The organism is Roseibium sp., from assembly GCF_965229775.1.
In the GTDB taxonomy this organism is placed as follows: Bacteria; Pseudomonadota; Alphaproteobacteria; order Rhizobiales; family Stappiaceae; genus Roseibium.
In genome coordinates this window covers 5,253,841-5,273,741 of sequence record NZ_OZ245929.1, presented here as the reverse complement: position 1 = coordinate 5,273,741, position 19,901 = coordinate 5,253,841, and the positions used below count along the sequence as shown (strand labels likewise).

General features: G+C 59.2%; 26 protein-coding genes and 1 tRNA gene. 11 read left to right on the top strand and 16 right to left on the bottom strand.

The annotated features are described in order from the left end of the window. Window positions 1-71: 71 nt before the first annotated feature. Entirely contained in the window at window positions 72-1,604 is a 1,533-nt protein-coding gene (locus ACO07N_RS23940) for an acyl-CoA carboxylase subunit beta (RefSeq protein ID WP_421983428.1), read from the top strand. A gap of 44 nt (window positions 1,605-1,648) precedes the next feature. Here ACO07N_RS23940 and ACO07N_RS23935 read toward each other — a convergent pair whose 3' ends face one another. Next, entirely contained in the window at window positions 1,649-1,963 is a 315-nt protein-coding gene (locus ACO07N_RS23935; protein ID WP_421983427.1) for a hypothetical protein, read from the bottom strand. A gap of 187 nt (window positions 1,964-2,150) precedes the next feature. Next, entirely contained in the window at window positions 2,151-2,624 is a 474-nt protein-coding gene (locus ACO07N_RS23930) for a hypothetical protein (protein ID WP_421983426.1), read from the bottom strand. 199 nt (window positions 2,625-2,823) lie between these two features. Between ACO07N_RS23930 and ACO07N_RS23925 the strand changes: the two genes are divergently transcribed. The 8 genes from ACO07N_RS23925 to ACO07N_RS23890 all read left to right on the top strand — a co-directional run bounded on the left by ACO07N_RS23925 (window position 2,824) and on the right by ACO07N_RS23890 (window position 12,056). Continuing rightward, window positions 2,824-4,836 carry an acetyl-CoA carboxylase biotin carboxylase subunit gene (locus tag ACO07N_RS23925; RefSeq protein WP_421983425.1) on the top strand — a complete coding sequence of 671 codons (2,013 nt, stop codon included), beginning with the start codon at window positions 2,824-2,826 and terminating at the stop codon, window positions 4,834-4,836. Between the two features lie 360 nt (window positions 4,837-5,196). After that, window positions 5,197-5,853 (top strand): HAD family hydrolase, encoded by a 657-nt coding sequence (locus ACO07N_RS23920; protein ID WP_421983424.1) that lies wholly within the window; start codon window positions 5,197-5,199, stop codon window positions 5,851-5,853. 325 nt (window positions 5,854-6,178) lie between these two features. Continuing rightward, window positions 6,179-6,994, top strand: coding sequence for an RNA ligase family protein (locus ACO07N_RS23915; RefSeq protein WP_421983423.1), 816 nt, complete (start codon window positions 6,179-6,181; stop codon window positions 6,992-6,994). After that, window positions 6,984-8,138 carry an AAA family ATPase gene (locus ACO07N_RS23910; protein ID WP_421983422.1) on the top strand — a complete coding sequence of 385 codons (1,155 nt, stop codon included), beginning with the start codon at window positions 6,984-6,986 and terminating at the stop codon, window positions 8,136-8,138. The genes ACO07N_RS23915 and ACO07N_RS23910 overlap by 11 nt, the downstream gene beginning before the upstream one ends. Window positions 8,139-8,665: 527 nt before the next feature. Next, on the top strand, window positions 8,666-8,950 hold the full coding sequence (locus ACO07N_RS23905; protein ID WP_421983421.1) for an acylphosphatase: 285 nt from the start codon (window positions 8,666-8,668) through the stop codon (window positions 8,948-8,950). A 146-nt stretch (window positions 8,951-9,096) separates the two neighbouring features. Continuing rightward, on the top strand, window positions 9,097-10,317 hold the full coding sequence (locus tag ACO07N_RS23900; RefSeq protein ID WP_421983420.1) for an NAD-dependent epimerase/dehydratase family protein: 1,221 nt from the start codon (window positions 9,097-9,099) through the stop codon (window positions 10,315-10,317). An 8-nt stretch (window positions 10,318-10,325) separates the two neighbouring features. Further along, window positions 10,326-11,192, top strand: coding sequence for a glycosyltransferase (locus ACO07N_RS23895; protein ID WP_421983419.1), 867 nt, complete (start codon window positions 10,326-10,328; stop codon window positions 11,190-11,192). Next, on the top strand, window positions 11,193-12,056 hold the full coding sequence (locus ACO07N_RS23890) for an NAD-dependent epimerase/dehydratase family protein (protein ID WP_421983418.1): 864 nt from the start codon (window positions 11,193-11,195) through the stop codon (window positions 12,054-12,056). It begins immediately after the preceding gene. Between the two features lie 17 nt (window positions 12,057-12,073). Here ACO07N_RS23890 and lipB read toward each other — a convergent pair whose 3' ends face one another. Beyond that, window positions 12,074-12,775 carry a lipoyl(octanoyl) transferase LipB gene (gene lipB / locus ACO07N_RS23885; RefSeq protein ID WP_421983417.1) on the bottom strand — a complete coding sequence of 234 codons (702 nt, stop codon included), beginning with the start codon at window positions 12,773-12,775 and terminating at the stop codon, window positions 12,074-12,076. Window positions 12,776-12,870: 95 nt separating this feature from the next. Between lipB and ACO07N_RS23880 the strand changes: the two genes are divergently transcribed. Continuing rightward, complete coding sequence (locus ACO07N_RS23880; RefSeq protein WP_306143867.1) at window positions 12,871-13,137, top strand: FliM/FliN family flagellar motor switch protein; 267 nt, start codon at window positions 12,871-12,873, stop codon at window positions 13,135-13,137. Window positions 13,138-13,257: 120 nt separating this feature from the next. After that, a tRNA-Leu gene (locus ACO07N_RS23875) sits at window positions 13,258-13,344 on the top strand. A 77-nt stretch (window positions 13,345-13,421) separates the two neighbouring features. Here ACO07N_RS23875 and ACO07N_RS23870 read toward each other — a convergent pair. The 13 genes from ACO07N_RS23870 to ACO07N_RS23810 form a co-directional block, all read right to left on the bottom strand. Further along, a complete protein-coding gene (locus tag ACO07N_RS23870; RefSeq protein ID WP_421983416.1) occupies window positions 13,422-13,628 on the bottom strand; it encodes a helix-turn-helix domain-containing protein in 207 nt (68 codons plus the stop codon). Further along, on the bottom strand, window positions 13,625-13,933 hold the full coding sequence (locus ACO07N_RS23865; RefSeq protein WP_421983415.1) for a hypothetical protein: 309 nt from the start codon (window positions 13,931-13,933) through the stop codon (window positions 13,625-13,627). The genes ACO07N_RS23870 and ACO07N_RS23865 overlap by 4 nt, the downstream gene beginning before the upstream one ends. After that, entirely contained in the window at window positions 13,926-14,195 is a 270-nt protein-coding gene (locus ACO07N_RS23860) for a hypothetical protein (protein ID WP_421983414.1), read from the bottom strand. The genes ACO07N_RS23865 and ACO07N_RS23860 overlap by 8 nt, the downstream gene beginning before the upstream one ends. Next, window positions 14,192-14,392, bottom strand: a complete 201-nt coding sequence (locus ACO07N_RS23855) for a hypothetical protein (RefSeq protein ID WP_421983413.1) — start codon at window positions 14,390-14,392, stop codon at window positions 14,192-14,194. The genes ACO07N_RS23860 and ACO07N_RS23855 overlap by 4 nt, the downstream gene beginning before the upstream one ends. Next, window positions 14,389-14,784 carry a hypothetical protein gene (locus tag ACO07N_RS23850; protein ID WP_421983412.1) on the bottom strand — a complete coding sequence of 132 codons (396 nt, stop codon included), beginning with the start codon at window positions 14,782-14,784 and terminating at the stop codon, window positions 14,389-14,391. The genes ACO07N_RS23855 and ACO07N_RS23850 overlap by 4 nt, the downstream gene beginning before the upstream one ends. A 2-nt stretch (window positions 14,785-14,786) precedes the next feature. Then, window positions 14,787-15,443: a hypothetical protein gene (locus ACO07N_RS23845; RefSeq protein ID WP_421983411.1), complete on the bottom strand. Its 657-nt coding sequence runs from the start codon at window positions 15,441-15,443 to the stop codon at window positions 14,787-14,789. 307 nt (window positions 15,444-15,750) lie between these two features. After that, complete coding sequence (locus ACO07N_RS23840; RefSeq protein WP_421983410.1) at window positions 15,751-15,936, bottom strand: hypothetical protein; 186 nt, start codon at window positions 15,934-15,936, stop codon at window positions 15,751-15,753. Window positions 15,937-16,149: 213 nt separating this feature from the next. Then, complete coding sequence (locus ACO07N_RS23835) at window positions 16,150-17,196, bottom strand: hypothetical protein (protein WP_421983409.1); 1,047 nt, start codon at window positions 17,194-17,196, stop codon at window positions 16,150-16,152. A gap of 38 nt (window positions 17,197-17,234) precedes the next feature. After that, window positions 17,235-17,606, bottom strand: a complete 372-nt coding sequence (locus tag ACO07N_RS23830; protein ID WP_421983408.1) for a helix-turn-helix domain-containing protein — start codon at window positions 17,604-17,606, stop codon at window positions 17,235-17,237. A gap of 9 nt (window positions 17,607-17,615) precedes the next feature. Then, window positions 17,616-18,026, bottom strand: a complete 411-nt coding sequence (locus ACO07N_RS23825) for a helix-turn-helix domain-containing protein (protein WP_421983407.1) — start codon at window positions 18,024-18,026, stop codon at window positions 17,616-17,618. 22 nt (window positions 18,027-18,048) lie between these two features. Continuing rightward, complete coding sequence (locus ACO07N_RS23820; protein WP_421983406.1) at window positions 18,049-18,267, bottom strand: hypothetical protein; 219 nt, start codon at window positions 18,265-18,267, stop codon at window positions 18,049-18,051. A 9-nt stretch (window positions 18,268-18,276) separates the two neighbouring features. Further along, window positions 18,277-19,389 (bottom strand): ATP-dependent DNA helicase, encoded by a 1,113-nt coding sequence (locus ACO07N_RS23815; protein WP_421983405.1) that lies wholly within the window; start codon window positions 19,387-19,389, stop codon window positions 18,277-18,279. Window positions 19,390-19,537: 148 nt separating this feature from the next. After that, window positions 19,538-19,897, bottom strand: a complete 360-nt coding sequence (locus ACO07N_RS23810) for a hypothetical protein (RefSeq protein WP_421983404.1) — start codon at window positions 19,895-19,897, stop codon at window positions 19,538-19,540. Between the last annotated feature and the right edge of the window lie 4 nt (window positions 19,898-19,901).

The following is a 19,901-nucleotide window of genomic DNA, read 5'->3' as shown; positions in this document are numbered from 1 at the left end:
CCCATATGCTGACTTTGCCTTGTGCACGGAACATGGTACGGCCTCATGGAAACGCGGACCGGGAGGACCTGATGAAAGAAGTGCTGGCCGAATTGGAACAACGCCGCGAGACGGCCCGACTCGGGGGCGGTCAACGCCGGATCGACTCGCAGCACTCGAAGGGCAAGCTCACCGCTCGCGAGCGTATCGAGGTTCTCCTGGACGAGGGCTCTTTTGAAGAATTCGACATGTTCAAGCAGCACCGCTGCACCGAGTTCGGCATGGAGGCGCAACACATCCCGGGCGACGGGGTGGTTACCGGGTGGGGGACGGTCAACGGCCGGACCATTTACGTTTTTTCCAAGGACTTCACCGTTTTCGGCGGCTCGCTTTCCGAAGCGCATGCCGAAAAGATCACCAAGCTCCAGGACATGGCCCTGCAGAACCGCGCGCCGATCATCGGTCTCTTCGATGCCGGCGGCGCCCGCATCCAGGAAGGTGTCGCGGCGCTTGGCGGGTATGGAGAAGTGTTCCAGCGCAATGTGCTCGCATCAGGCGTCATCCCGCAGATCTCGTTGATCATGGGACCTTGTGCCGGCGGCGATGTCTATTCGCCGGCGATGACCGATTTCATCTTCATGGTGCGCGACACGTCCTACATGTTCGTCACGGGTCCGGACGTGGTCAAGACGGTAACCAACGAAACGGTCACGGCCGAAGAATTGGGCGGAGCCTCGATCCACACGACAAAATCGTCCATCGCCGACGGCGCGTTCGACAACGACGTGGAAGCCCTGTCGGAAATGCGCCGGCTTATCGACTTCCTGCCGATGAACAACCAGGCCGATCTGCCGGAACTGACGAATTACGACGATCCGGACCGGATCGACACAAGCCTCGACACGCTCGTGCCGGACAATCCGAACAAACCATACGACATGCGCGAGCTTGTGCTGAAGACGGTCGATGAGGGCGATTTCTTCGAAATCCAGAAGGGTTTTGCCGGCAATATTCTGACGGGGTTCGGCCGGATCGAGGGACGTTCCGTCGGGATCGTTGCCAACCAGCCGATGGTGCTTGCGGGCGTTCTGGATTCGGATGCAAGCCGCAAGGCGGCGCGTTTCGTCCGGTTCTGCGACTGCTTCAACATCCCGATCGTCACCTTTGTCGACGTCCCGGGTTTCCTGCCCGGCACGGCGCAGGAATATGGCGGGCTGATCAAGCACGGGGCGAAGCTGCTGTTTGCCTATGCCGAAGCAACCGTTCCAAAGATCACGGTGATCACCCGCAAGGCCTATGGCGGCGCCTACGACGTGATGAGTTCGAAACACATTCGAGGCGACATCAACTACGCGTGGCCGAGCGCGGAAATCGCGGTCATGGGGGCGAAGGGGGCTGTGGAAATCCTCTACCGCACCGAACTGGGCGATGCGGACAAGATCGCAAAGCGCACGAAGGACTACGAAGACCGTTTTGCAAATCCGTTCGTTGCCGCGGAGCGTGGCTATATCGACGACGTGATCAGGCCCCATTCCACCCGGCGCCGCGTCGCGAAGGCGCTGGCCTTGCTCAGGTCAAAGCAGGCGGATCTGCCCTGGAAGAAACACGACAATATTCCGCTCTGACGAGGTGATTGCGACGCGGGCCGGACAATCCGTCCCCGACCGGCTCAGTCCCAGCGGTTGAACCCGCCGCGCGGGAAGAGCGGTTCCCTGCATTCGTAGGCGACCGGACACTTGCGGTTGTCCTTTGTCGGTCCATACTGGACGAACAGTTCCTGGTTATAGTCGCAGAAGCTGCGGTTCGAGACGAACATGGAGTAGGTGTGGCGGCCCGTCGTGAAGACGACCGAACCGTGCTGCTTGACCATGTTCTGAGCCTGCCGGCAGCTCATCTGGCGCAGGTCCGGCCGGGCCTGCGCGGCTGACGTCCAGAAAATGCTGCCGAGCAAGATGGCCGCGATTGCAAGACGACGATTGTTCATATCTGCCTCCATTGGTGACTGGCGTCTCATGGTCCGTTGAACCCCCATCTTGCGGCAGGCGGTTTGCAACCAGTGTGACCGTCGGCACATAAAATGCCATTTAACGCCCTGATGCACCAGCGTCAGGTTCGCGCGGCAGAGGGCGCGATGTCTCGGCAATTCGTGCCGGGAAGATCTCCTGAGGCGGCTACGAGTTGGCTTTTCTCTTTTCCCAGTCGGTCGGGCAGACATTCCCGGGGAGCACATTCAGCGCGCCCTTAAGCGAGAAACCGGCATAGGTATCGTCCGGGTACTTGATCGCCAGAGTGCGGGATGAGCGAATCTTGTGCCAGATGTATCCGAAGCTGTCCGAGCAGGCCGGGCATCCGGTACCGATGTAGCCATGCTCGTTGACAGGCACGTCCAAAACGCTGGAATCGAGGATTACGCGTACACGGCTGTTTGGCGGCGGCATTCTGCCCTCAATCTCAAACTGCAGCAACGTGCCGTTGACCTGTCTTTTGGGATGACACCAGACCACGAAGTTCGACCCGACATCGTTGGTGGTCCAATAGCGCGTGAAACCGTTGACATCACCGCTATGCCATTTGCCGATTGTTTCAGCCTGCGCACCTATCGGTGCTGACAGAGCCAGGAAGAAAAATGCAAAGAGATGTTTCATGTCGGTACCCCACTATTGGTCAAATTATCAGGGAAAACCTTTAACTTTACGTAATGCTGACAATAGATCCGGGCGCTGCGTCGGTAACCCGGCGTTAAGTCCGGTGTCACTCGGTAGCGACCGCTCGCCCTTTGGCTAAGTTGCGCCGCCGCAGCACGGGGCCTAAAACCATGGAAACAATCCAGTTGGGTGGAAATGCATGTTCTCGAAAATTCTCGTCGCCAACAGGGGTGAAATCGCCTGCAGGGTCATGAAGACCGCCCGCCGCATGGGGATCAAGACCGTCGCGGTCTACTCGGATGCGGACCGGGACGCGTTGCATGTCGAGATGGCCGACGAAGCCGTTCACATCGGTCCCGCCGCGGCAGCCGAATCCTATCTGATTGCGGACAAGATCATTGCCGCCTGCAAGCAGACCGGCGCAGAAGCGGTGCACCCGGGCTACGGCTTTCTCTCCGAGCGCGCGAGTTTTCCCGAGGCCCTCAAGAAGGAAGGCATTGTCTGGATCGGCCCCAACCCGCGCGCCATTGAGGCGATGGGCGACAAGATCGAATCCAAGAAGTTCGCCAACGATGCGAAGGTCAGCACCGTTCCGGGATATCTCGGCGTCATCGAAACGGCGGAACAGGCTGTCGAAATTGCTGCGGACATCGGCTATCCGGTGATGATCAAGGCGTCGGCCGGAGGCGGGGGAAAGGGCATGCGCATTGCCTGGAACGCCGAGGAAGTGCGCGACGGCTATGACCGCTCCAAGTCGGAGGCAGCCTCTTCGTTCGGTGATGACCGTGTGTTCGTGGAGAAATTCATCGAAAACCCGCGCCACATCGAAATCCAGGTACTCGGTGACAAGCACGGCAACGCCATCTATCTCGGTGAGCGGGAATGCTCGATCCAGCGCCGCAACCAAAAGGTCATCGAGGAAGCACCGTCGCCGCTCCTCGACGAGGAAACACGGCGGAAAATGGGGGAGCAGGCGGTCGCGCTGGCAAAGGCGGTCGACTATGACAGTGCCGGAACGGTCGAATTCGTTGCCGGTCAGGACAAAAGCTTCTTCTTTCTGGAAATGAACACCCGCCTGCAGGTGGAGCATCCGGTCACCGAGCTCATCACCGGTGTCGATCTGGTGGAGCAGATGATCCGCGTTGCGGCCGGAGAAGAGCTCTCGATTGCCCAGGATGACGTCAAGCTAAACGGCTGGTCCGTCGAAAGCAGGATTTATGCGGAAGATCCCTATCGCAACTTCCTGCCTTCCATCGGACGTCTCGTGCGCTACCAGCCGCCCGAGGAAGTCGCGAGCGACGGTGTGACGGTGCGCAACGACACGGGCGTGGTCGAGGGATCCGAGATCTCTATGTTCTACGACCCGATGATCGCGAAACTGATCACCCACGCACCGAGCCGCGCCGAGGCGATCGACGCCATGAGTACGGCTCTGGATGCGTTTTATGTCGACGGAATCCAGCACAACGTTCCGTTCCTGACAGCCTTGATGAACCACCCGCGCTGGCGCTCCGGTGAGCTGGCGACGAGCTTCATCGCGGATGAATACCCGGACGGTTTCTCTCCGGCGGTCCCGGATGACGCTGCCTATTCGGTGCTTGCCGCCGTGGCGCTCTCCATGGCTGCGCTGGGACGCGAACGTCTGGACCATCTGCCCGGACGCCTGCGTCCGCATTCCGGCGAAATGCGCGAAGACTGGGTCGTCAAGCTCGACAAGACCTATGTGCCGATCCGCATTGCCGCCGGATATCCAGGAACACCGGTGGAACTGGATGTCGCCATCGGCGACGGTCCGATCATGAGCGTCGAATCCGACTGGAGCCCGGGCGATGTCCTGTGGTCCGGCAAGGTCGGTTCCGACAGCGTCACGGTCCAGATCAGAGCAGTCACGGGTGGCTACCGCCTCGACTGGCAGGGCTATTCGGTCCTTGCGAAGGTAATGACGCCGCGGGTCGCGGAACTGGATGCCCTGATGCCGGAGAAACTGCCGCCGGACACGTCCAAGATGCTGCTATGTCCGATGCCCGGTCTCGTGGTGTCCATTGCCGTCACCGAGGGCCAGGAAATCAAGGCCGGCGAACAGCTTGCCGTCGTTGAGGCGATGAAGATGGAGAACGTTCTGCGCGCCGAGCGCGATTGTGTCGTCTCCGCAATCAAGGCTGCGCCCGGCGACAGTCTTGCGGTCGATGCCGTGATCATGGAGTTTTCCTGAGCGCGCCGATTGACACGGTCTAGGGTCAGGACTGATTAATTAGGATGAATTGGCGCAGCAAACGGCGATGAGCTGCAAGGAAAAGCGCGACAAGCGGGCTTCCCGCCCGGTTGAGCGGTTTGACGGTGCAGATCGAAGCCGTTTTTGCGTCCCGGAGGGATAGGATGAATTTGCCCGGCAACGTCGTTGCAAATCTTTGGAAACCGGACGGTTTCCTGCAGCTTTGCGCCTCGTATCCGAACAAATTCATTCCTACCAATTCATCCAAATTAATGAGTCCTGACCCTAACTTGCAAACGTAATCAGACAGCCCGGAACATATCCGTTCCGGGCTGTTTTCATTGAGACCTTCGAGGCCCCATGTCATTCACGACAGTACTGTTCGACCTGGACGGGACACTGACCGATCCGTTTGAGGGAATTACCCGTTCGATCCAGCATGCACTGGAAAAGATGGGCGCTGATGTGCCTGACGGGAAGGATCTCCACTGGTGCATCGGGCCACCGCTCTGGGACAGTTTCGAGGTTCTCCTGAACACTTCCGACCGCTCCGATCTCGATCTGGCGGTGGCGCATTACCGCGAGCGCTATACCGTGACCGGCCTTTACGAGAACACGCTGATCGACGGCATTCCCGATGTCCTGGCCTCGCTCGGCACCGCAGCGCTTGATCTTCACGTATGCACGTCGAAGCCGCACGCCTATGCGGGCAAGATCGTCGACCACTTTGAAATGATGCCGCATTTCGGCAAGGTCTACGGGTCCGAACTCGACGGACAACGGTCACGGAAAGCGGAGCTGATTGCCCATATCCTTGAAGAAGAAGGCCTGTCGGCCAATGAAACCGTGATGATCGGCGACCGCAAGCACGATTTGATCGGAGCGAATGCGAACGGGGTGGCCGGTATCGGCGTCTTGTGGGGGTACGGCAGCCGGGAAGAACTGGAAGCGGAGCGCCCGGTTCTGGTGGCAGAAAAACCGGCAGACATATCGACCTTCCTGGGGGCGGGCGCATAGGGAACAGGCATTGACCTGTCATTTCGTCTGTTGCGCAAATTCATCAACGGGCATCAATCTGAATGGAAATGCCGGTTTCCGGTTTCAAGCTGACGTAGGGTGAGGTATACGTCGGATCTTTCAGAAACCCGTTTATTCCGAGAAAACGATGTAGCACGCTCGTAAGCATTACTGAAAACAAGCCGGTTCCCGAAGCGGGAAACGGGCCTTTCTGTAATTTCGGACACATACGACCTGCGTCCCTGATGTCATTCTTTTCAGGATGACGGGCAGCTTCCGGCTGTCCGGATGCCGGTCTTTGCTCCGATGAACAACGAGCGACATCATGGAACTCATGAAATATCCGCGTACGCGGCACCTTGAGGGGTCCCGCCTTCAGTCCGGTGACCTGGGAGATGACAAGCCCTTGGCCGAACTGGTGGGGCACCCCCTGGTGGTTGAAGAAAAGATCGACGGTGCCAATTGCGCCATCTCCTTCAGCGATGCGGGAGACGTGCGGCTGCAGAGCCGTGGCCATTTTCTCACCGGAGGCTACAGGGAACGGCACTTCGATCTCCTGAAGACCTGGTCATCCGTCCATGCCAATTCCCTACGCGAAGTGCTTGGGAGCCGGTACATCATGTACGGGGAGTGGCTGTATGCGAAACACACCAGTTTCTATGACGCCCTGCCGCATTACTTCCTCGAATTCGATCTTTTCGACAAGGAGGACGGCCATTTTCTGAGCACCGCGCAGCGCCGCCAAATTCTCGGCGGGCTGCCCGTCATGCCGGTGCCGGTTCTCCACGAGGGTGACCTGCCATCGCATCGCCATGTCGACGCGCTGGTCACGACCTCCCTCTACAAGTCTGCGGACTGGAGGCAGGCCCTGATGCAGGCAGCGGAAGCGTCCGGGAACCGGCCGGAGATGGTGGAACGGCAGACCGAGGATACGGACCTCAGCGAAGGCCTCTATATCAAGCTGGAGGACGGGACGAGCGTGATCGACCGGTTCAAATATGTGCGGGCCGGTTTCATCCAGACCCTGACAGAGGCCGACAGCCACTGGCATTCGCGTCCGATCCTGCCCAATCAACTTGCAGACGGGGTGGATATTTTTGCCCCGGTCCTCGGTGTGAAGGGGGCATACGATGAGACCTGAGAGAACCGAAACCGGCGGCTTCGCGCGGCTTCTCGTCCTGGTTCCATCAGCGCCTGACTGGCATGTGGACTGGGAGGGCATCTGGCCCCTGTGGCCCGAACTCGGCGCACTGGACATGTGTCCGCAGGATCCGATCCATCACGGGGAAGGGGATGCCGGAACGCATACGCGCATGGTTGTCGACGCACTTGTTGCCTCGCCGTCCTGGCGCGGAGCGGAGGACGAAAACAGATCGCGCCTTTTCTGGGCGGCGGTGCTGCACGACGTTGGAAAGCCGGCAACGACGAAACACGAGGAGGATGGCCGCGTGACGTCGCGCGGTCATTCCCGCGTCGGTGCGTCCATTGCCAGGCAGCTCTTGTGGGATGCCGGTGCCCCGTATGACTGGCGCGAATCGGTCTGTGGCCTGATCCTGTGTCATCAGATCCCGTTCTGGCTGATTGAGCGCGAGGATTACAAACGGCAGGCCATCAGAACCTCCCTCAGGTGTTTGCCGGACCTTCTGTGCACGCACGCCAGGGCCGACGCGGCGGGCCGCATCTGTGCCGATCAGCAGGCAATCCTCGACAATGTCGAGGTGGCCCGGCAGGTGTTTGAAGACACCGGATGCCTGCACGCGCCGTTTGCGTTTGCCAATGACGAAAGCCGTGTCGGCTTTTTCGAAAGGACGGACAGGGACCCGTATTTTGCGGCGCATGAGGACTTCCGCTGCAAGGTCACGTTGATGTCCGGACTGCCGGGAGCGGGGAAGGACACGTGGATTGCGCGTCACCGGCCCGACCTTCCCGTGGTGAGCCTTGATGCCGTGCGCGAGAGCATCGGCGAACGGGCGACCGGAAACCAGGGACGGGTCATCCAGGCTGCCTACGAGTTGGCGCGCGATCACCTCCGCCGGAAGCAGGACTTCGTCTGGAACGCCACAAACATCTCAGAACAGTTGCGGGGCAAGCCCTTGAGATTGTTCCGGGACTACGATGCGTTCATCGAGATTGCCTACCTCGAACCTTCGCGGCGCACGCTCTTTGAGCAGAACAGGAACCGGCCGGATGCCGTGCCCGACACGGTTCTTGCCAACCTGATCAAGAAGCTCGAGCCGCCCGGCGAGTGGGAAGCTCACAAGATCACGCGGATCGTGGCCGGGTGATACCCGTCCCGTGGCGTCGGCGCCGAAAGTCCTGCCACCAGGTGCTTTCGACGCCGCTTCCATTGCGTTACGCTAGTGCGGTGAATTTGAAGTTCGCATCATTGCTGCAGCAGTCTCCGAAGCGAACTTCAAATTCGTAAACCGCACTAGAAACATAGACTTGCTAGTCACCTTCTTGAACCTGAAGTTCGTTCGAAGCCTGCTGCACAATGAGACGAACTTCAGATTCAGGTGACTAGGTGATGGACCCATAAATGAGGCGGAAATGGTTTGAGGCGGATTGCTTCTCCTCAAGGAGCGGAAGTGCAGGAAATGTGGTTCATTTTCAAGCCTTTCGCGACGCCGGGGAGGCGCAATCCGGTCAAATCCGAAGGACATGGAAATGGCTTCACCCCGTGGCGTCAGCGTGCTTGACCGGGCAGGAAGCCCGCTCCGCACACCCTTCCTGACGGGGCCTCGCCATTTCGCATGCCATTTCAGTCTCATTTATGGGTCCATCACCTGGAGGTTCCGCACGGAGAAAATCCATGTCCGAGATCACAACCGTTCATGTCGTTGTCGAAGGCCGCGTCCAGGGCGTCGGCTATCGCGGCTGGTGTGCGGACGCTGCGGTCGAGAGACGTCTTTCAGGTTGGGTCCGCAATCTGAAATCAGGAGCGGTCGAGGCCACCTTTTCCGGTCCGTCCGACACCGTTTCGGACATGCTTGAACACCTCTGGAGAGGCCCGGCGTTCGCCAGGGTGAGGGCGGTAGCCCAGACCCCGTCGGACACGCCGCTCACGGGCGAGTTCGAGATCCGGGAAACTGCGTAGCTGCCCGCAGAAAACCTGTGTTTATATATCAATTTCAAAATTCAACGTTGAAATGTCACTGAATCATCGCAATGATCTGGTCTTTCATATGAAACAATCAGACATCGGCGGCAGGTCGTACGGTTGTCGGACAAGGGAGACTTCCTGTGAAAATCGCGATACTCGGCGGCGACGGATTCGTTGGCTGGCCCACATCCCTGCACCTGTCCAATCTCGGCCATGATGTCCACATCATCGACAACCTGAGCCGCCGCTGGATCGACGCGGAACTCGGGGTCCAGTCGCTGACGCCGATGGACTCCATCCAGGAGCGCACGCGTATCTGGAAGCAGGAAACCGGCAACACGATCCAGTTCCATCTGATCGACATTGCAGAGCACTACGAAGTCTTCAAGGCCTGGCTGTCGGACAACCGCCCGGATGCCATCATTCATTTTGCCGAGCAGCGTGCCGCGCCCTATTCGATGAAGTCGGACCAGCACAAGAACTACACGGTCAGCAACAACGTCAACGCGACCCATCACTTGCTCAATGCCATGGTCGAACTCGAACTCGACGCACATCTCGTTCATCTCGGGACCATGGGCGTTTACGGCTATTCGAATGTCGGCGCGGCGATCCCGGAAGGGTATCTCGACGTCGGCGTCGAGACACTTGCCGGAGCGACCGCAAACCAGCAGATCCTCTACCCGGCCAATCCCGGCTCGATCTATCACATGACAAAGTGTCTCGATCAGCTGCTGTTCCAGTTCTACGCCAAGAACGACGGTCTCAGGATCACCGATCTGCACCAGGGGATCGTCTGGGGAACGCATACGGACCAGACCCGGCGGCACAAGCAGCTGATCAACCGGTTCGATTATGACGGCGACTACGGCACCGTGCTGAACCGGTTTCTCATTCAGGCGGCGATCGGCTATCCGCTTACCGTTCACGGAACCGGCGGGCAGACCCGTGCCTTCATCCACATCCAGGATTCCGTGCGCTGCATCGAGCTGGCATTGCAGAACGCACCGCAGAACGGGGACAGGGTCAAGGTTTTCAATCAGATGACGGAAACGCACCGCGTCCGCGATCTCGCCGAGCTGATCTCGAGGCTGACCGGCGCGAAAGTCGCCTATCTGCCGAACCCGCGCAAGGAAGCGGCCGAAAACGATCTTGTCGTGGAGAACAAGCAGTTCCTGGAGCTGGGTCTCGATCCGATCCGGCTGGAAGACGGTCTGCTTGAAGAGGTTGTCGATGTCGCCAAGGCGTTCGCCTACCGGGTCGACCGGAGCCGCGTTCCGGCGGTGTCCGCCTGGACACGGGACATCGCGGCTGACATCGAACATGATCCCGAGCATCCCCGCCTGAAGTCGGTTTCCTGAGGCCAGCCATGCGTGATTGGCCGATTTTCGACCGTCCCGCCGGATCGAGCGTTGCCTATGTGACGCTTGTGGCCAACCGCGACTATGTTCTGGGCGCATCGGCGCTGCTGCGATCCTTGCGGCGGACGGGAACTGCAGCCGATCTGGTCGTGCTTTGCACCCCGGGTGTTGACGATGAAGACCTGGAGATCCTCAGAGCCTTCAAGCCGCGCCTCGCGCGGTGCCGGCGCCTTGAGACGTCTGCGGCCTTCAATGAGCGGCACGAACGCGGACGGCTTCACGAGGCCGCGCCTTTCACGAAAGGGGGAAAACCCGTCTTTCACACACCGCTCGACAATTTCGTCAAGCTGCGCTTGTGGCAACTCACCGACTACGACCGGGTCGTCTTTGTCGATGCGGATGCACTGGTTCTGCAGAATTGCGACCGGCTGTTCGATTACCCCGAATTCTGTGCGGCGCCGAACGTCTATGAAAGCCTCGCCGATTTTCATCGACTGAATAGCGGCGTCTTCACGGCGCGTCCGAACACGGCAACGTTTGCCGGCATGTTAGAGGCGCTCGATACTCCGGACGCGTTCTGGCGGCGGACGGACCAGACATTCCTGGAGACCTTTTTCCCGCATTGGCACGGGCTGCCGGTCTTCTACAACATGCTGCAATATGTCTGGTTCAACCTGCCGGACCTCTGGGACTGGCAACAGATCCACATCCTGCATTACCAGTACGAGAAGCCCTGGCAGGCCGGGCACGAGAAAAGCGAACGGCTCCGCCCGCTGATGGACCTCTGGCAGGCCTTCGCGACCGGCAACGGCATTCCGGACGACACGACCCGCCTTGCCGGGCCGGCAGAGTGGGCAGATCAACGGGCATCGTGAATGCGAATACTGATAACGGGCGCGAGCGGCACGATCGGCCGCTTTCTGAGCCGGCACCTTGCAGGCGAGGGCAATCATGTGACGGCACTGGGCCGGACGCCTCCGGACGGCACGGCGCTTGACTTTGCCCGGTTCGACCTGTCCGGGGCGCCGCCCCGTTTGCCGGACGCCGATGCGCTGGTTCACTGCGCGTTCAACCATGTGCCCGGCAGGTTCCGGGGTGGGGAAGGCGATGACCCGGACCGGTTCCGCAAACTGAATGTCGCGGGTACCGGTGCCCTGTTCCGGGCCGCGAAAGATACGGGATGCCGAAAGGTGGTGTTCCTGTCGAGCCGCGCGGTCTACGGCGACACGCGGCGCGGTGAAACGCTGCGTGAAACAGACGATCCGAGACCGGACAGCCTTTACGGAGAGGTGAAACGTGAGGGAGAGCGCAGCCTGGAAGCGCTGTGCGATGCGCAGTTCTGCGGTGCCGCGCTGCGCGCCACCGGCGTCTACGGGATGCCTCCCGGACTGACCACTCACAAGTGGACCGGATTGTTCGAGGGGTTTCGGTCAGGCGCTGAGACAGAGCCCCGCTGTGGATCAGAGGTTCATGGCGATGATCTGGCGGCTGCCGTTTCGCTCGTGCTTCGGACCGCCAAACACGGGTTCGATGTCTTCAACGTATCCGATCTTCTGCTTGACCGGCGCGATCTGCTGACGCTCTTTTCAGAGAGTTCCGGATTGGCCGGCGCATTGCCGGCCAGGGCCGCGTCTCGGCCGGGTGTCATGGATACGTCCAAACTCCGCCGGCTCGGCTGGCAACCCGGCGGTCGTGACAAGTTGAAAACCTTTGTCGAAGCGTGCAACGCGGCTGAGTGAGACAGTTGGTGGCGCGGTCAGGCGACCGGGCCGAAGATTTTTTCAAACTCGGCGCGCAGGACGCTGTCGTTTTCCGCCATGCTCACCGGAATGCCGAGATCGACGAGGCTGGTCACGCCATGTTCGGTGACGCCGCAGGGCACAATGCCGGAAAAATGCTCCAGGTCCGGTTCCACGTTGAAGCTGATGCCGTGAAAGGTCACCCATTTGCGCAGCCTTATACCGATCGCGGCGATCTTGTCCTCGACCGTGTCTCCCCGTTCGGGCCGGCGGACCCAGACACCGACCCGGTCCTCGCGGCGTTCGCCGCGAATGTGGTAGTGCCAGAGTGCGTTGATCAGCCAGGCCTCGAGCGCGGAGACGAACGCCCTGACATCCTGCTGGCGCCGTTTCAGATCCAGCATGACGTAGGCGACGCGCTGGCCGGGGCCGTGATAGGTGTGCTGTCCGCCGCGTCCCGTCCGGTAGACCGGGAACCGGTCGGGCGCGACAAGATCGCTGTCGTCGGCACTTGTGCCGGCGGTGTAGAGCGGGGGGTGCTCAAGCAGCCAGACCAGTTCGCTTGCCTCTCCGGAAATGATTCTCTTGACGCGTTCGTCCATTTCCAGAAGCGCGGTCTCGTAGTCGACCAGGTCATCCGATATCTTCCATTCCACCGGTTTCGACCCCGGAATCGGCAGAAAACTCAGGGAAAGCGTGTCTCTTTCGGCAGGTGACATGTGGATGACAGTTCTTTGTTTTTTGAGCTGGCTGGCCGGGGCATGGTAAGGTGCAACGCTTGCGGGTTCGCCCTATTTAAGGATCTTGACGTCCGATGACCACCTTTGACGAAATCAAAGTCGATATTTCCGTCGTGCTTGGCGAAAGTGAAATGCCGGTTCACCAGCTGTTGCGTATGGGCCGCGGCGCGGTCATCGATCTCGACGTGAGCGAGGACGACGACGTCAAGATCTACGCCAACAACACGCTGGTTGCCCGCGGGCAGGTCGTTCTTCTCGGCGAGCGGATCGGGATCTCGATCACCGAAGTGCTGATGCGCCCGCCGGAGATTCGCCCGATGCGGACGGACGGGCCGCTTTAGCGGCATCGTGAAGAAAATTCCCGCCTCTGTGAATTATTGCAAAATCTGCTCTTGCGCCCCCAAAATCCTTTTGCTACACGAAGCGCCTCGACGCCGAACGGCGCGGGAAAAATCGAATATGCGGTCGTGGCGGAATTGGTAGACGCGCAGCGTTGAGGTCGCTGTGGGGTAAAACCCGTGGAAGTTCGAGTCTTCTCGACCGCACCATTTGATAAGATTAAGGCCCTGATTTTTCAGGGCCTTTTCTTTTTGGTCGGTCGCCAACCCCACATCTGACCCCACAGTCACTCCATGGTATTGGCGATGTAGTCCTCCACTTCCTTGATCCGCACGAAGCTCATGCCTGAGCGCTTATGGATCTTGATGTGACCCTTCGCTGCCCACCGATAGAGCGTCGTTATCGAAACATCGAACACCTTTTTGGCTCTGGTGGTGCGGCAAAAGATCGGCTGAACGGCAGACTCAGCCGAAATATTTTCTGCAACGCTCATCTCTCGTTTTGCTCCTTTGCATCAGTTCGGCGCATCGTCGACATGTCGATGTCGGTAAGCTTGAAGTCGCGCTCTGCGTTCTTATCGAGGTCCAGGCCGCAAAGCAGGAGTGTCGGCTTCGGGTGATGCTCGGTTGATCCGTGCCAGAGGTGGAGCGGTTTCACCCGACGTTGAGATGTCTCGCCGCGATAGTTGGTGTAGGTGAAGGACAGGCCACTATCCGCTGCCAGGGCCAGAAGGAAATTGCAGAGCTGCAGCTGTTCGGCGTCCGCCAGCGGGGGCGGGGCTATCATATGGTCAATCATCGGATCTTTGCTCCTCTACTGGTTCCTCTTCGGGAAGGCTGACGCTGGCTGCCCATTCAAGCCGCATCCTCGCCTTATCTCCGTGACGGCCCTCGGTCCAAGTTCCTGTGAAATCCAGGTACCCGCCTTCAAGTCCTTTGAGCCCGATGGCGTCACCGAACTTCAAGGTCAGGCGGCTCATATTGTGTTCTCGGGCGAGTGCCACGACGGCCCGAAAGAATTTGGTGTGTCGCTCCTGCGGCTGCTTCTCCACCTGGGTCAAAGCGTTGCTCCTGCTTCTTCGGCTTCGGCTACGGTTTCGCGGATATGGTCAAGCTCCCTCCGGACCATGTCGCAGCTGGTCACGACAGGCTGAAAGACATCGCCGTAGAGGTCGGCAATTTCCAGAACGAGCTTGTCGATCCTGGCGATTCGGGTGCGTGCGGCGGTGGCCGCTCTCTTGGGTGTCCAATTCTTCATTGTGTGAACCCCGTGCGCAGGATCTTGAGCGCGGTCGGGACCTTCGGTTTGATGTCCTCGATCGCGTCAAGGACGATGTTGAGTTCTTCAAGGTTGGTGAAGGCCGGGTGGTAAGAGTTCCCGGTCACCATCCTGTCGACGTAGCCGAGCCAGCGTTTGTGGGCGTCGCAATCCCAATGGCTTGCAGAGCCGGCTTCGTACTCCCAAGAGCACCCATCGGTGTGATTGTGGGGACACAGGAGCCGGTGAGCACGTTCAGCTGTCTCACGGAGGGGAGCGAGCCGAGCGGCCTCCTCTTCCTTCGTGGCCTCGATGATCTGCTGCTGTATGGCGCGACTTTGTTTCTGCACATTTTCGAGCTGCTGTTTCAGTTCGGCAATTTTATCCCCCATAATCAGTTCCTCCTTTCGAGCCGTTTGATCCGATCAATCTCCGCGGCGATGAGAGATCCGGCGCGGATGAGGTCATCAATGCGGGATTGTGGTTTCCACCAGATAGGATCCCATGGCCACTCGGCGGGAACGAACGTCAATGAGTCCCTGAGCTTGTCCGGATATGCTGCGTGCGTGAGATAGCAGAGCGCGGCCTTCGCAAGCTGGCGATCGGTGTATTTGTCATCTCGCTCCGGTCCGAAGCCGAGGAAATCCAAGTGGTGATGGCGCTCCCAGGCTATGTGGTCGACGCCTTCAGACAACAACTGAGTGCCCTGGACCTCCACCGGCATTCGTGACTGTCCTTGCGGTTTTTCCTCGACATGCTGGGGAAGCGGGGAGTGCTTGGGTTTCGAAGCTTGCTTCTTCCTGATCTTGTCCGAGTTTGCCCAATTCCGTGCGAGTTCATCAACGCCCGCCGCATGCATGTTCAGGCCGGCAGCGATACAGAGAGCGGCAAGTGTCACCATGACGCCGCCAGCCTCTTGGTGAGGGCGCCCGGTTGGTCGATCATACACGTAGTCGACAAGCTGGTGTGCTTCGGACCTGGTACAGCCAGTCGACTGGACCAGTTCGATCGCCTCTTCGAGGAAGCGATGGTTTCTTTCGGTCAGGTCCATCGTGATCTCCTCACCGAAGCAGTGCAGAAGCCAGGGATGAACACGTTTCTGGAAATCCTGAGATATCATTGCGATGCCTTTACATGATGGATCCGAGTAAGAGGCCTCCCATCCAACCGCCGAAGACCACGATCAAAAGGCCGTACCAGCCACCAGCTGCATACATGGCCCACAGGAGCGGTGCGGGGTCGGTGAGAAGGTGAGGGGCCAGGAGCCAGCCGAGGCCAGCTCCCAACCAAGCGATGACAGCGGGGATGCCAATGAACAGCCACGCCACCTGGTTGCCGCTTAGGTGCCCCATATTGGGTTAAGCGGCAGACAGAGCGGACTCGCTCCACCAGGTCTCAACTGCTCGACCATCTGCAGCGCGGTACCGGATGTTGAATTGGTCTTCGCACTGCTCATGCACCGCAGCGGCAATAACCGTCCCGGTCTCGCCCGAGACATCGATCGTTACCTGTTGCGACAGATTGAATTTGAACTCGTGTTTCATCGATATTTTCCCTTTCGATGGTTGGTGGTTTAGTTCATGCCGCGTGAGCGGCCTCAACGACCCTGAGGTCTCCGCAGTTCGCGGATACCAGGGCTTCAGCCATGGGCGGGCAGGCTGAGTTCCCGCACATTCTGCCTTGAGCTGTTTGGGTGGGGGGCGCCGCGCCCCGGACAGGGGCACGGCAAGTGAAGAGATCGTGGACCTCGTTCCTCCTCAGTATGCGATGAGGAGGTGCGGTATCTCGCCATCTGCGATCGTGCGGATGACTTGCTCGGCTTGGCTTTGGTCGAGGCCGGCACCAGCAACAAAAGCCTCGACGATCTCACCGTGGATCTTCTCCCTGTGCTTCTTGTCCCTGGCTTTGGCTGCCTCGGCCTCTTCCTGGCGGGCACGCTCGGCGGCCTCTTCAGCGGCCTTCTCCTCAGCCTTTCGGGCGGCTTCAGCCAGTTCCCATTCGAGTTTTGCTTCTGCCTCTTTGCGGGCCTCCTCAGCGGCGGCCGCGGCGGCTTCGGCTATCTCGCGCTCCCGCCTTTCATCATCGATCTTCTTCTGCGCGGCAGCCTCGGCCTCCCGCTTCTCCCTTTCCCGCTCCTCCTCGGCGGCCCGTTCAGCTGCAACCCGCTCCGCGTTGGCCCGTTCTTCATCCGCTCGCCGCTCTTCTTCCAGGCGACGCAGCTCGGCAAGTTCCGCTGCCTGCCGCTCATTGATCAGGATGCGATCGAGTGCATCCTGCATTGTTGTCAGCGCCCCAGACACTCGGTCCATGGCGATGTCGCTGAACTCCTGCATGCCTGTCTTCGAAACGTCGATCTCGCGGATCTTGTCCATGCGCATTTGGACTTGCTCCGAGGTATCCTCAATCGAGATCTGGCTCAGTTCGGTGATGCGCTCCATAGTGGCGCGGTGTTCCGCAATCCGGGCCTCTTCCTGCTTCTCCCAATCGTCAGCCGGTTTCCGGATTTCATCGCGAAGAGCGTCAAGCTTCGCCTTGGCGTCGGCGCGGATCTCGTTCACCTCAGAGGTGCGCTTCCGCCAGTCCTCTGTCAGTTTCTTGCCCGCATCGTCGATGCTGACTTTTAGGTTCGAGATACGGAGAGCGCGGCTGCGAATGGCCTTCCGCCCCTTGGCGGTACCGAGATCAATCGGCTCGTCTTTGTTGGCCTCACGTAGCTCCGCAAGAATGGCTTCAATTGTGACCTTTGGGTCCGTGAAAACCATGGACGGTGTTTCTTTGATAGCTTCCAGAATTTTCGGCGACATGGTGCATTCCAATCGGTGTTGAAGAAGGGGAGAAGGGGCTATCGCCCTGCGCTGATGACGGTCTTGCCGGCCCACAACTGAGCAGTGCGGAGGAGGGCATTCCGTACTTCCAGGGGACAGCGGCTGAAGGCGAGGACGAGAGCCTCGGAGCCGTTCACCGACAAAGCACTGTCCAGTTCTTCCCCATCGCGTCGAAAAAACGCTGCGACGGGTACTGAAAGTGCGTCTGCGATCCTGAGCAGAACGCTCGGGGGGATCCGGGTCTGCGCATTTTCGTAGCGACACATCGTGTTGGCAGAGATCCCGACGTAGTCAGCGAGATCTTTGGACTGCACCTTTCGTTTCCGTCGGAAAGCACTCACGTTGGTTGCGATCATGATATCCGTTGCGTCCGCATTTTCGCTCATCATGTGTCGACCTCATGCCTTTTGGGTGGCAAGTGTGCGAATCGCGTCCTGAACGACACGATCCGAGTTGGCGTAGGCCAGCAAAACGTCACGAGCGCCGGGTGACGTAAGAGCCTTGCCGATCGCCAGTTCGTCTTGTGAGTTCTCGTCCGGAAGGTTGCAGTTGGGCGCATCGACGAGGAAGAAGGAGAAGTGCAGGCCAGTCGCCTCACAGATACGTAGAAGGGTCGACGAGGCCACGCGATTTGTACCTTTCTCGTACTTCTGAACCTGCTGGAACGTGATGCCGAGTGCATTGGCGAGAGCAGTCTGGGATATCTTTGCTACGCCCCGGGCCTGCCGGATCTTGTTGCCGATGTGCTGATCAATCACGTTGTTTTCGGAGTTTTTCATGTTGGTATTCCTGAGTTTGTCGGGTGTCATGCGGTCTCGTCAGGAGCCGCGCCTACTGATCGCCGTAGTCGCCGGCGTCCTCGAACGGTTCCGGTTTTTTTGCTGTCTCTTTCGCCCGAATTAAGCTCGCGAATGCCATGGAGAGCGCGGCGATAGCGGCAACAATGATCACCACCTTGATGATCCCGTTCAGTCCCTGATATGCGACAACGCAGCCGACGTTTATGAGCGTGAGTAGAGAGAGATAGACCTTCGCTTTTTTGCTGGTCATGGTGGTGTCCTAGTAAATGAGGGTCAGGGTTTTGGCTGCTCGAGTGACCGCCGTGTAGAGCCACTCCCGCTGCTGGTCGGCGAACACCCAGGACTCGTCAAAGACGCAGACGTTGTCCCATTGCGAGCCTTGGCTTTTGTGACAGGTGAGGGCATAGCCATACGTGAAGTGGTGGTATTTCGCTGGCCACCAGTCCTTGTTCCGCGCCGCAGATACCTCGTCCTCGAAAAACTGCGTGGGGATGTCGACATAAACAGTCTCGGACTGATCGTCCGCTTCATCCGAGAGGAAGTATCGGAGCGTGCCAGGCAGGTCCTTGTGGTTGTTTGCCGATCGGACGACGCTGAATGTTTGCCCGTTCGAAATCCCCATCGGGTGGTTGTTTCGGAGGCAGATCAGCGTCTCCCCTTTGATCGGGTAGGTTCCACGGAACCCGAGCTGACCACGCATCCACTTGTTGAGGTTGATGCGGGTGTCGTTCTTGCCGCAGATAAGAGCGCCAGCCCGCTTCACTCTCTCGGGATCCACATCCACCTTCTTGCCCATCGTGAAGCCTGGCTCGCTCATCGGAACGGCGCAGAAGTCTCCATTTCGGATCTGTGTTGCCACACGAATGATCGGGCTTTCCTCGGCCTGCCGGTGGACGTCCGTCAGCATGAAATCCGGCTCTCCACGAGTGAAGAAACCTTGCCCGTTGATCGGTGACAGCTGCGCGGGATCACCCAGAACCAGGACGGGGATGCCGTAAGACAGGAGATCTTGCCCAACCTTGTCGTCGACCATCGAACATTCGTCGATCACGATCAGCTGCGTGGGACCAAGCTCCTGCTTGCTCTTGAGCTTCGTCTGCAGTTCGCCGGTGCTTTTCTTCCGCTTCACGTCGTAAATGGTACTGTGGATTGTCCTGGTCGGGACGCCTGACTTGCGCTCAAGGACACTCGCAGCCTTGCCGGTGAAAGCTGAGAATGCCGCGTCTCCGTCAATCATTTCGGAGAACGAGACAGCGAGCGTGGTCTTGCCCGTCCCTGCGTATCCCCCGAGATAGAAGAATGGCTTGTCGCCAGACTTCAGCCATTGAGAGATCCGCTGCAGCGCGGTCTCCTGTTGTGGGGCCCATCTCATATGCCGCCCCCCATTTCTTGAGTGGAGGCGATACAGCATGTGCGCCATGGGCGGGTAGCTGTAGCGTGGAAATCCAATGCGGCATGGAGGCAATACGAAACGTATTGTCTGATTGCGCACGGAGTTCGACTGGTCATAATTTTCATGACTACTTCTTCGATTTGGTGCGTTTCGGGAATGGACGGCTAGGGAAACTCGACCTTTTTTTCGGCTTTGTTTCTTCGTCGTCGCCTTTCCTCAACACTGCGGCCTGAAAGTCCTTTTGTGACTGTTGAAGCCGCCTGAGCTTGTGGATCTTGTTGACGTCGGAGCCGGCAGTGGTGATCCGCTTCTCACCACCGGGGCCAAATGTCTTGGTCTTGTGCTCTGCGATCGTCAGCATGTCGATGTAGCCCGGGTCATTGGCGGGCGGGATGGTGTCGCCGGTTAGAGGGTTCCACTCCCGAAGCTCGAGTGCCGGATTGTGGTCGAACTGAACTTGATCGATTGTCAGTCCGAACCGCGCCAATGCG

Bases quoted from the DNA above. Each gene is read 5' to 3' on its own strand.
- ACO07N_RS23870 (WP_421983416.1), bottom strand. From the start codon at position 13,628: ATGAGCGTTGCAGAAAATATTTCGGCTGAGTCTGCCGTTCAGCCGATC.
- ACO07N_RS23905 (WP_421983421.1), top strand. From the start codon at position 8,666: ATGTCCGAGATCACAACCGTTCATGTCGTTGTCGAAGGCCGCGTCCAG.
- ACO07N_RS23920 (WP_421983424.1), top strand. From the start codon at position 5,197: ATGTCATTCACGACAGTACTGTTCGACCTGGACGGGACACTGACCGAT.
- ACO07N_RS23815 (WP_421983405.1), bottom strand. From the start codon at position 19,389: ATGAGATGGGCCCCACAACAGGAGACCGCGCTGCAGCGGATCTCTCAA.
- ACO07N_RS23825 (WP_421983407.1), bottom strand. From the start codon at position 18,026: ATGACACCCGACAAACTCAGGAATACCAACATGAAAAACTCCGAAAAC.
- ACO07N_RS23835 (WP_421983409.1), bottom strand. From the start codon at position 17,196: ATGTCGCCGAAAATTCTGGAAGCTATCAAAGAAACACCGTCCATGGTT.
- ACO07N_RS23830 (WP_421983408.1), bottom strand. From the start codon at position 17,606: ATGATGAGCGAAAATGCGGACGCAACGGATATCATGATCGCAACCAAC.
- ACO07N_RS23840 (WP_421983410.1), bottom strand. From the start codon at position 15,936: ATGAAACACGAGTTCAAATTCAATCTGTCGCAACAGGTAACGATCGAT.
- ACO07N_RS23910 (WP_421983422.1), top strand. From the start codon at position 6,984: ATGAGACCTGAGAGAACCGAAACCGGCGGCTTCGCGCGGCTTCTCGTC.
- ACO07N_RS23925 (WP_421983425.1), top strand. From the start codon at position 2,824: ATGTTCTCGAAAATTCTCGTCGCCAACAGGGGTGAAATCGCCTGCAGG.
- ACO07N_RS23855 (WP_421983413.1), bottom strand. From the start codon at position 14,392: ATGAAGAATTGGACACCCAAGAGAGCGGCCACCGCCGCACGCACCCGA.
- ACO07N_RS23895 (WP_421983419.1), top strand. From the start codon at position 10,326: ATGCGTGATTGGCCGATTTTCGACCGTCCCGCCGGATCGAGCGTTGCC.
- ACO07N_RS23890 (WP_421983418.1), top strand. From the start codon at position 11,193: ATGCGAATACTGATAACGGGCGCGAGCGGCACGATCGGCCGCTTTCTG.
- ACO07N_RS23940 (WP_421983428.1), top strand. From the start codon at position 72: ATGAAAGAAGTGCTGGCCGAATTGGAACAACGCCGCGAGACGGCCCGA.
- ACO07N_RS23880 (WP_306143867.1), top strand. From the start codon at position 12,871: ATGACCACCTTTGACGAAATCAAAGTCGATATTTCCGTCGTGCTTGGC.
- ACO07N_RS23865 (WP_421983415.1), bottom strand. From the start codon at position 13,933: ATGATTGACCATATGATAGCCCCGCCCCCGCTGGCGGACGCCGAACAG.
- ACO07N_RS23850 (WP_421983412.1), bottom strand. From the start codon at position 14,784: ATGGGGGATAAAATTGCCGAACTGAAACAGCAGCTCGAAAATGTGCAG.
- ACO07N_RS23845 (WP_421983411.1), bottom strand. From the start codon at position 15,443: ATGGACCTGACCGAAAGAAACCATCGCTTCCTCGAAGAGGCGATCGAA.
- ACO07N_RS23915 (WP_421983423.1), top strand. From the start codon at position 6,179: ATGGAACTCATGAAATATCCGCGTACGCGGCACCTTGAGGGGTCCCGC.
- lipB (WP_421983417.1), bottom strand. From the start codon at position 12,775: ATGTCACCTGCCGAAAGAGACACGCTTTCCCTGAGTTTTCTGCCGATT.
- ACO07N_RS23820 (WP_421983406.1), bottom strand. From the start codon at position 18,267: ATGACCAGCAAAAAAGCGAAGGTCTATCTCTCTCTACTCACGCTCATA.
- ACO07N_RS23935 (WP_421983427.1), bottom strand. From the start codon at position 1,963: ATGAACAATCGTCGTCTTGCAATCGCGGCCATCTTGCTCGGCAGCATT.
- ACO07N_RS23930 (WP_421983426.1), bottom strand. From the start codon at position 2,624: ATGAAACATCTCTTTGCATTTTTCTTCCTGGCTCTGTCAGCACCGATA.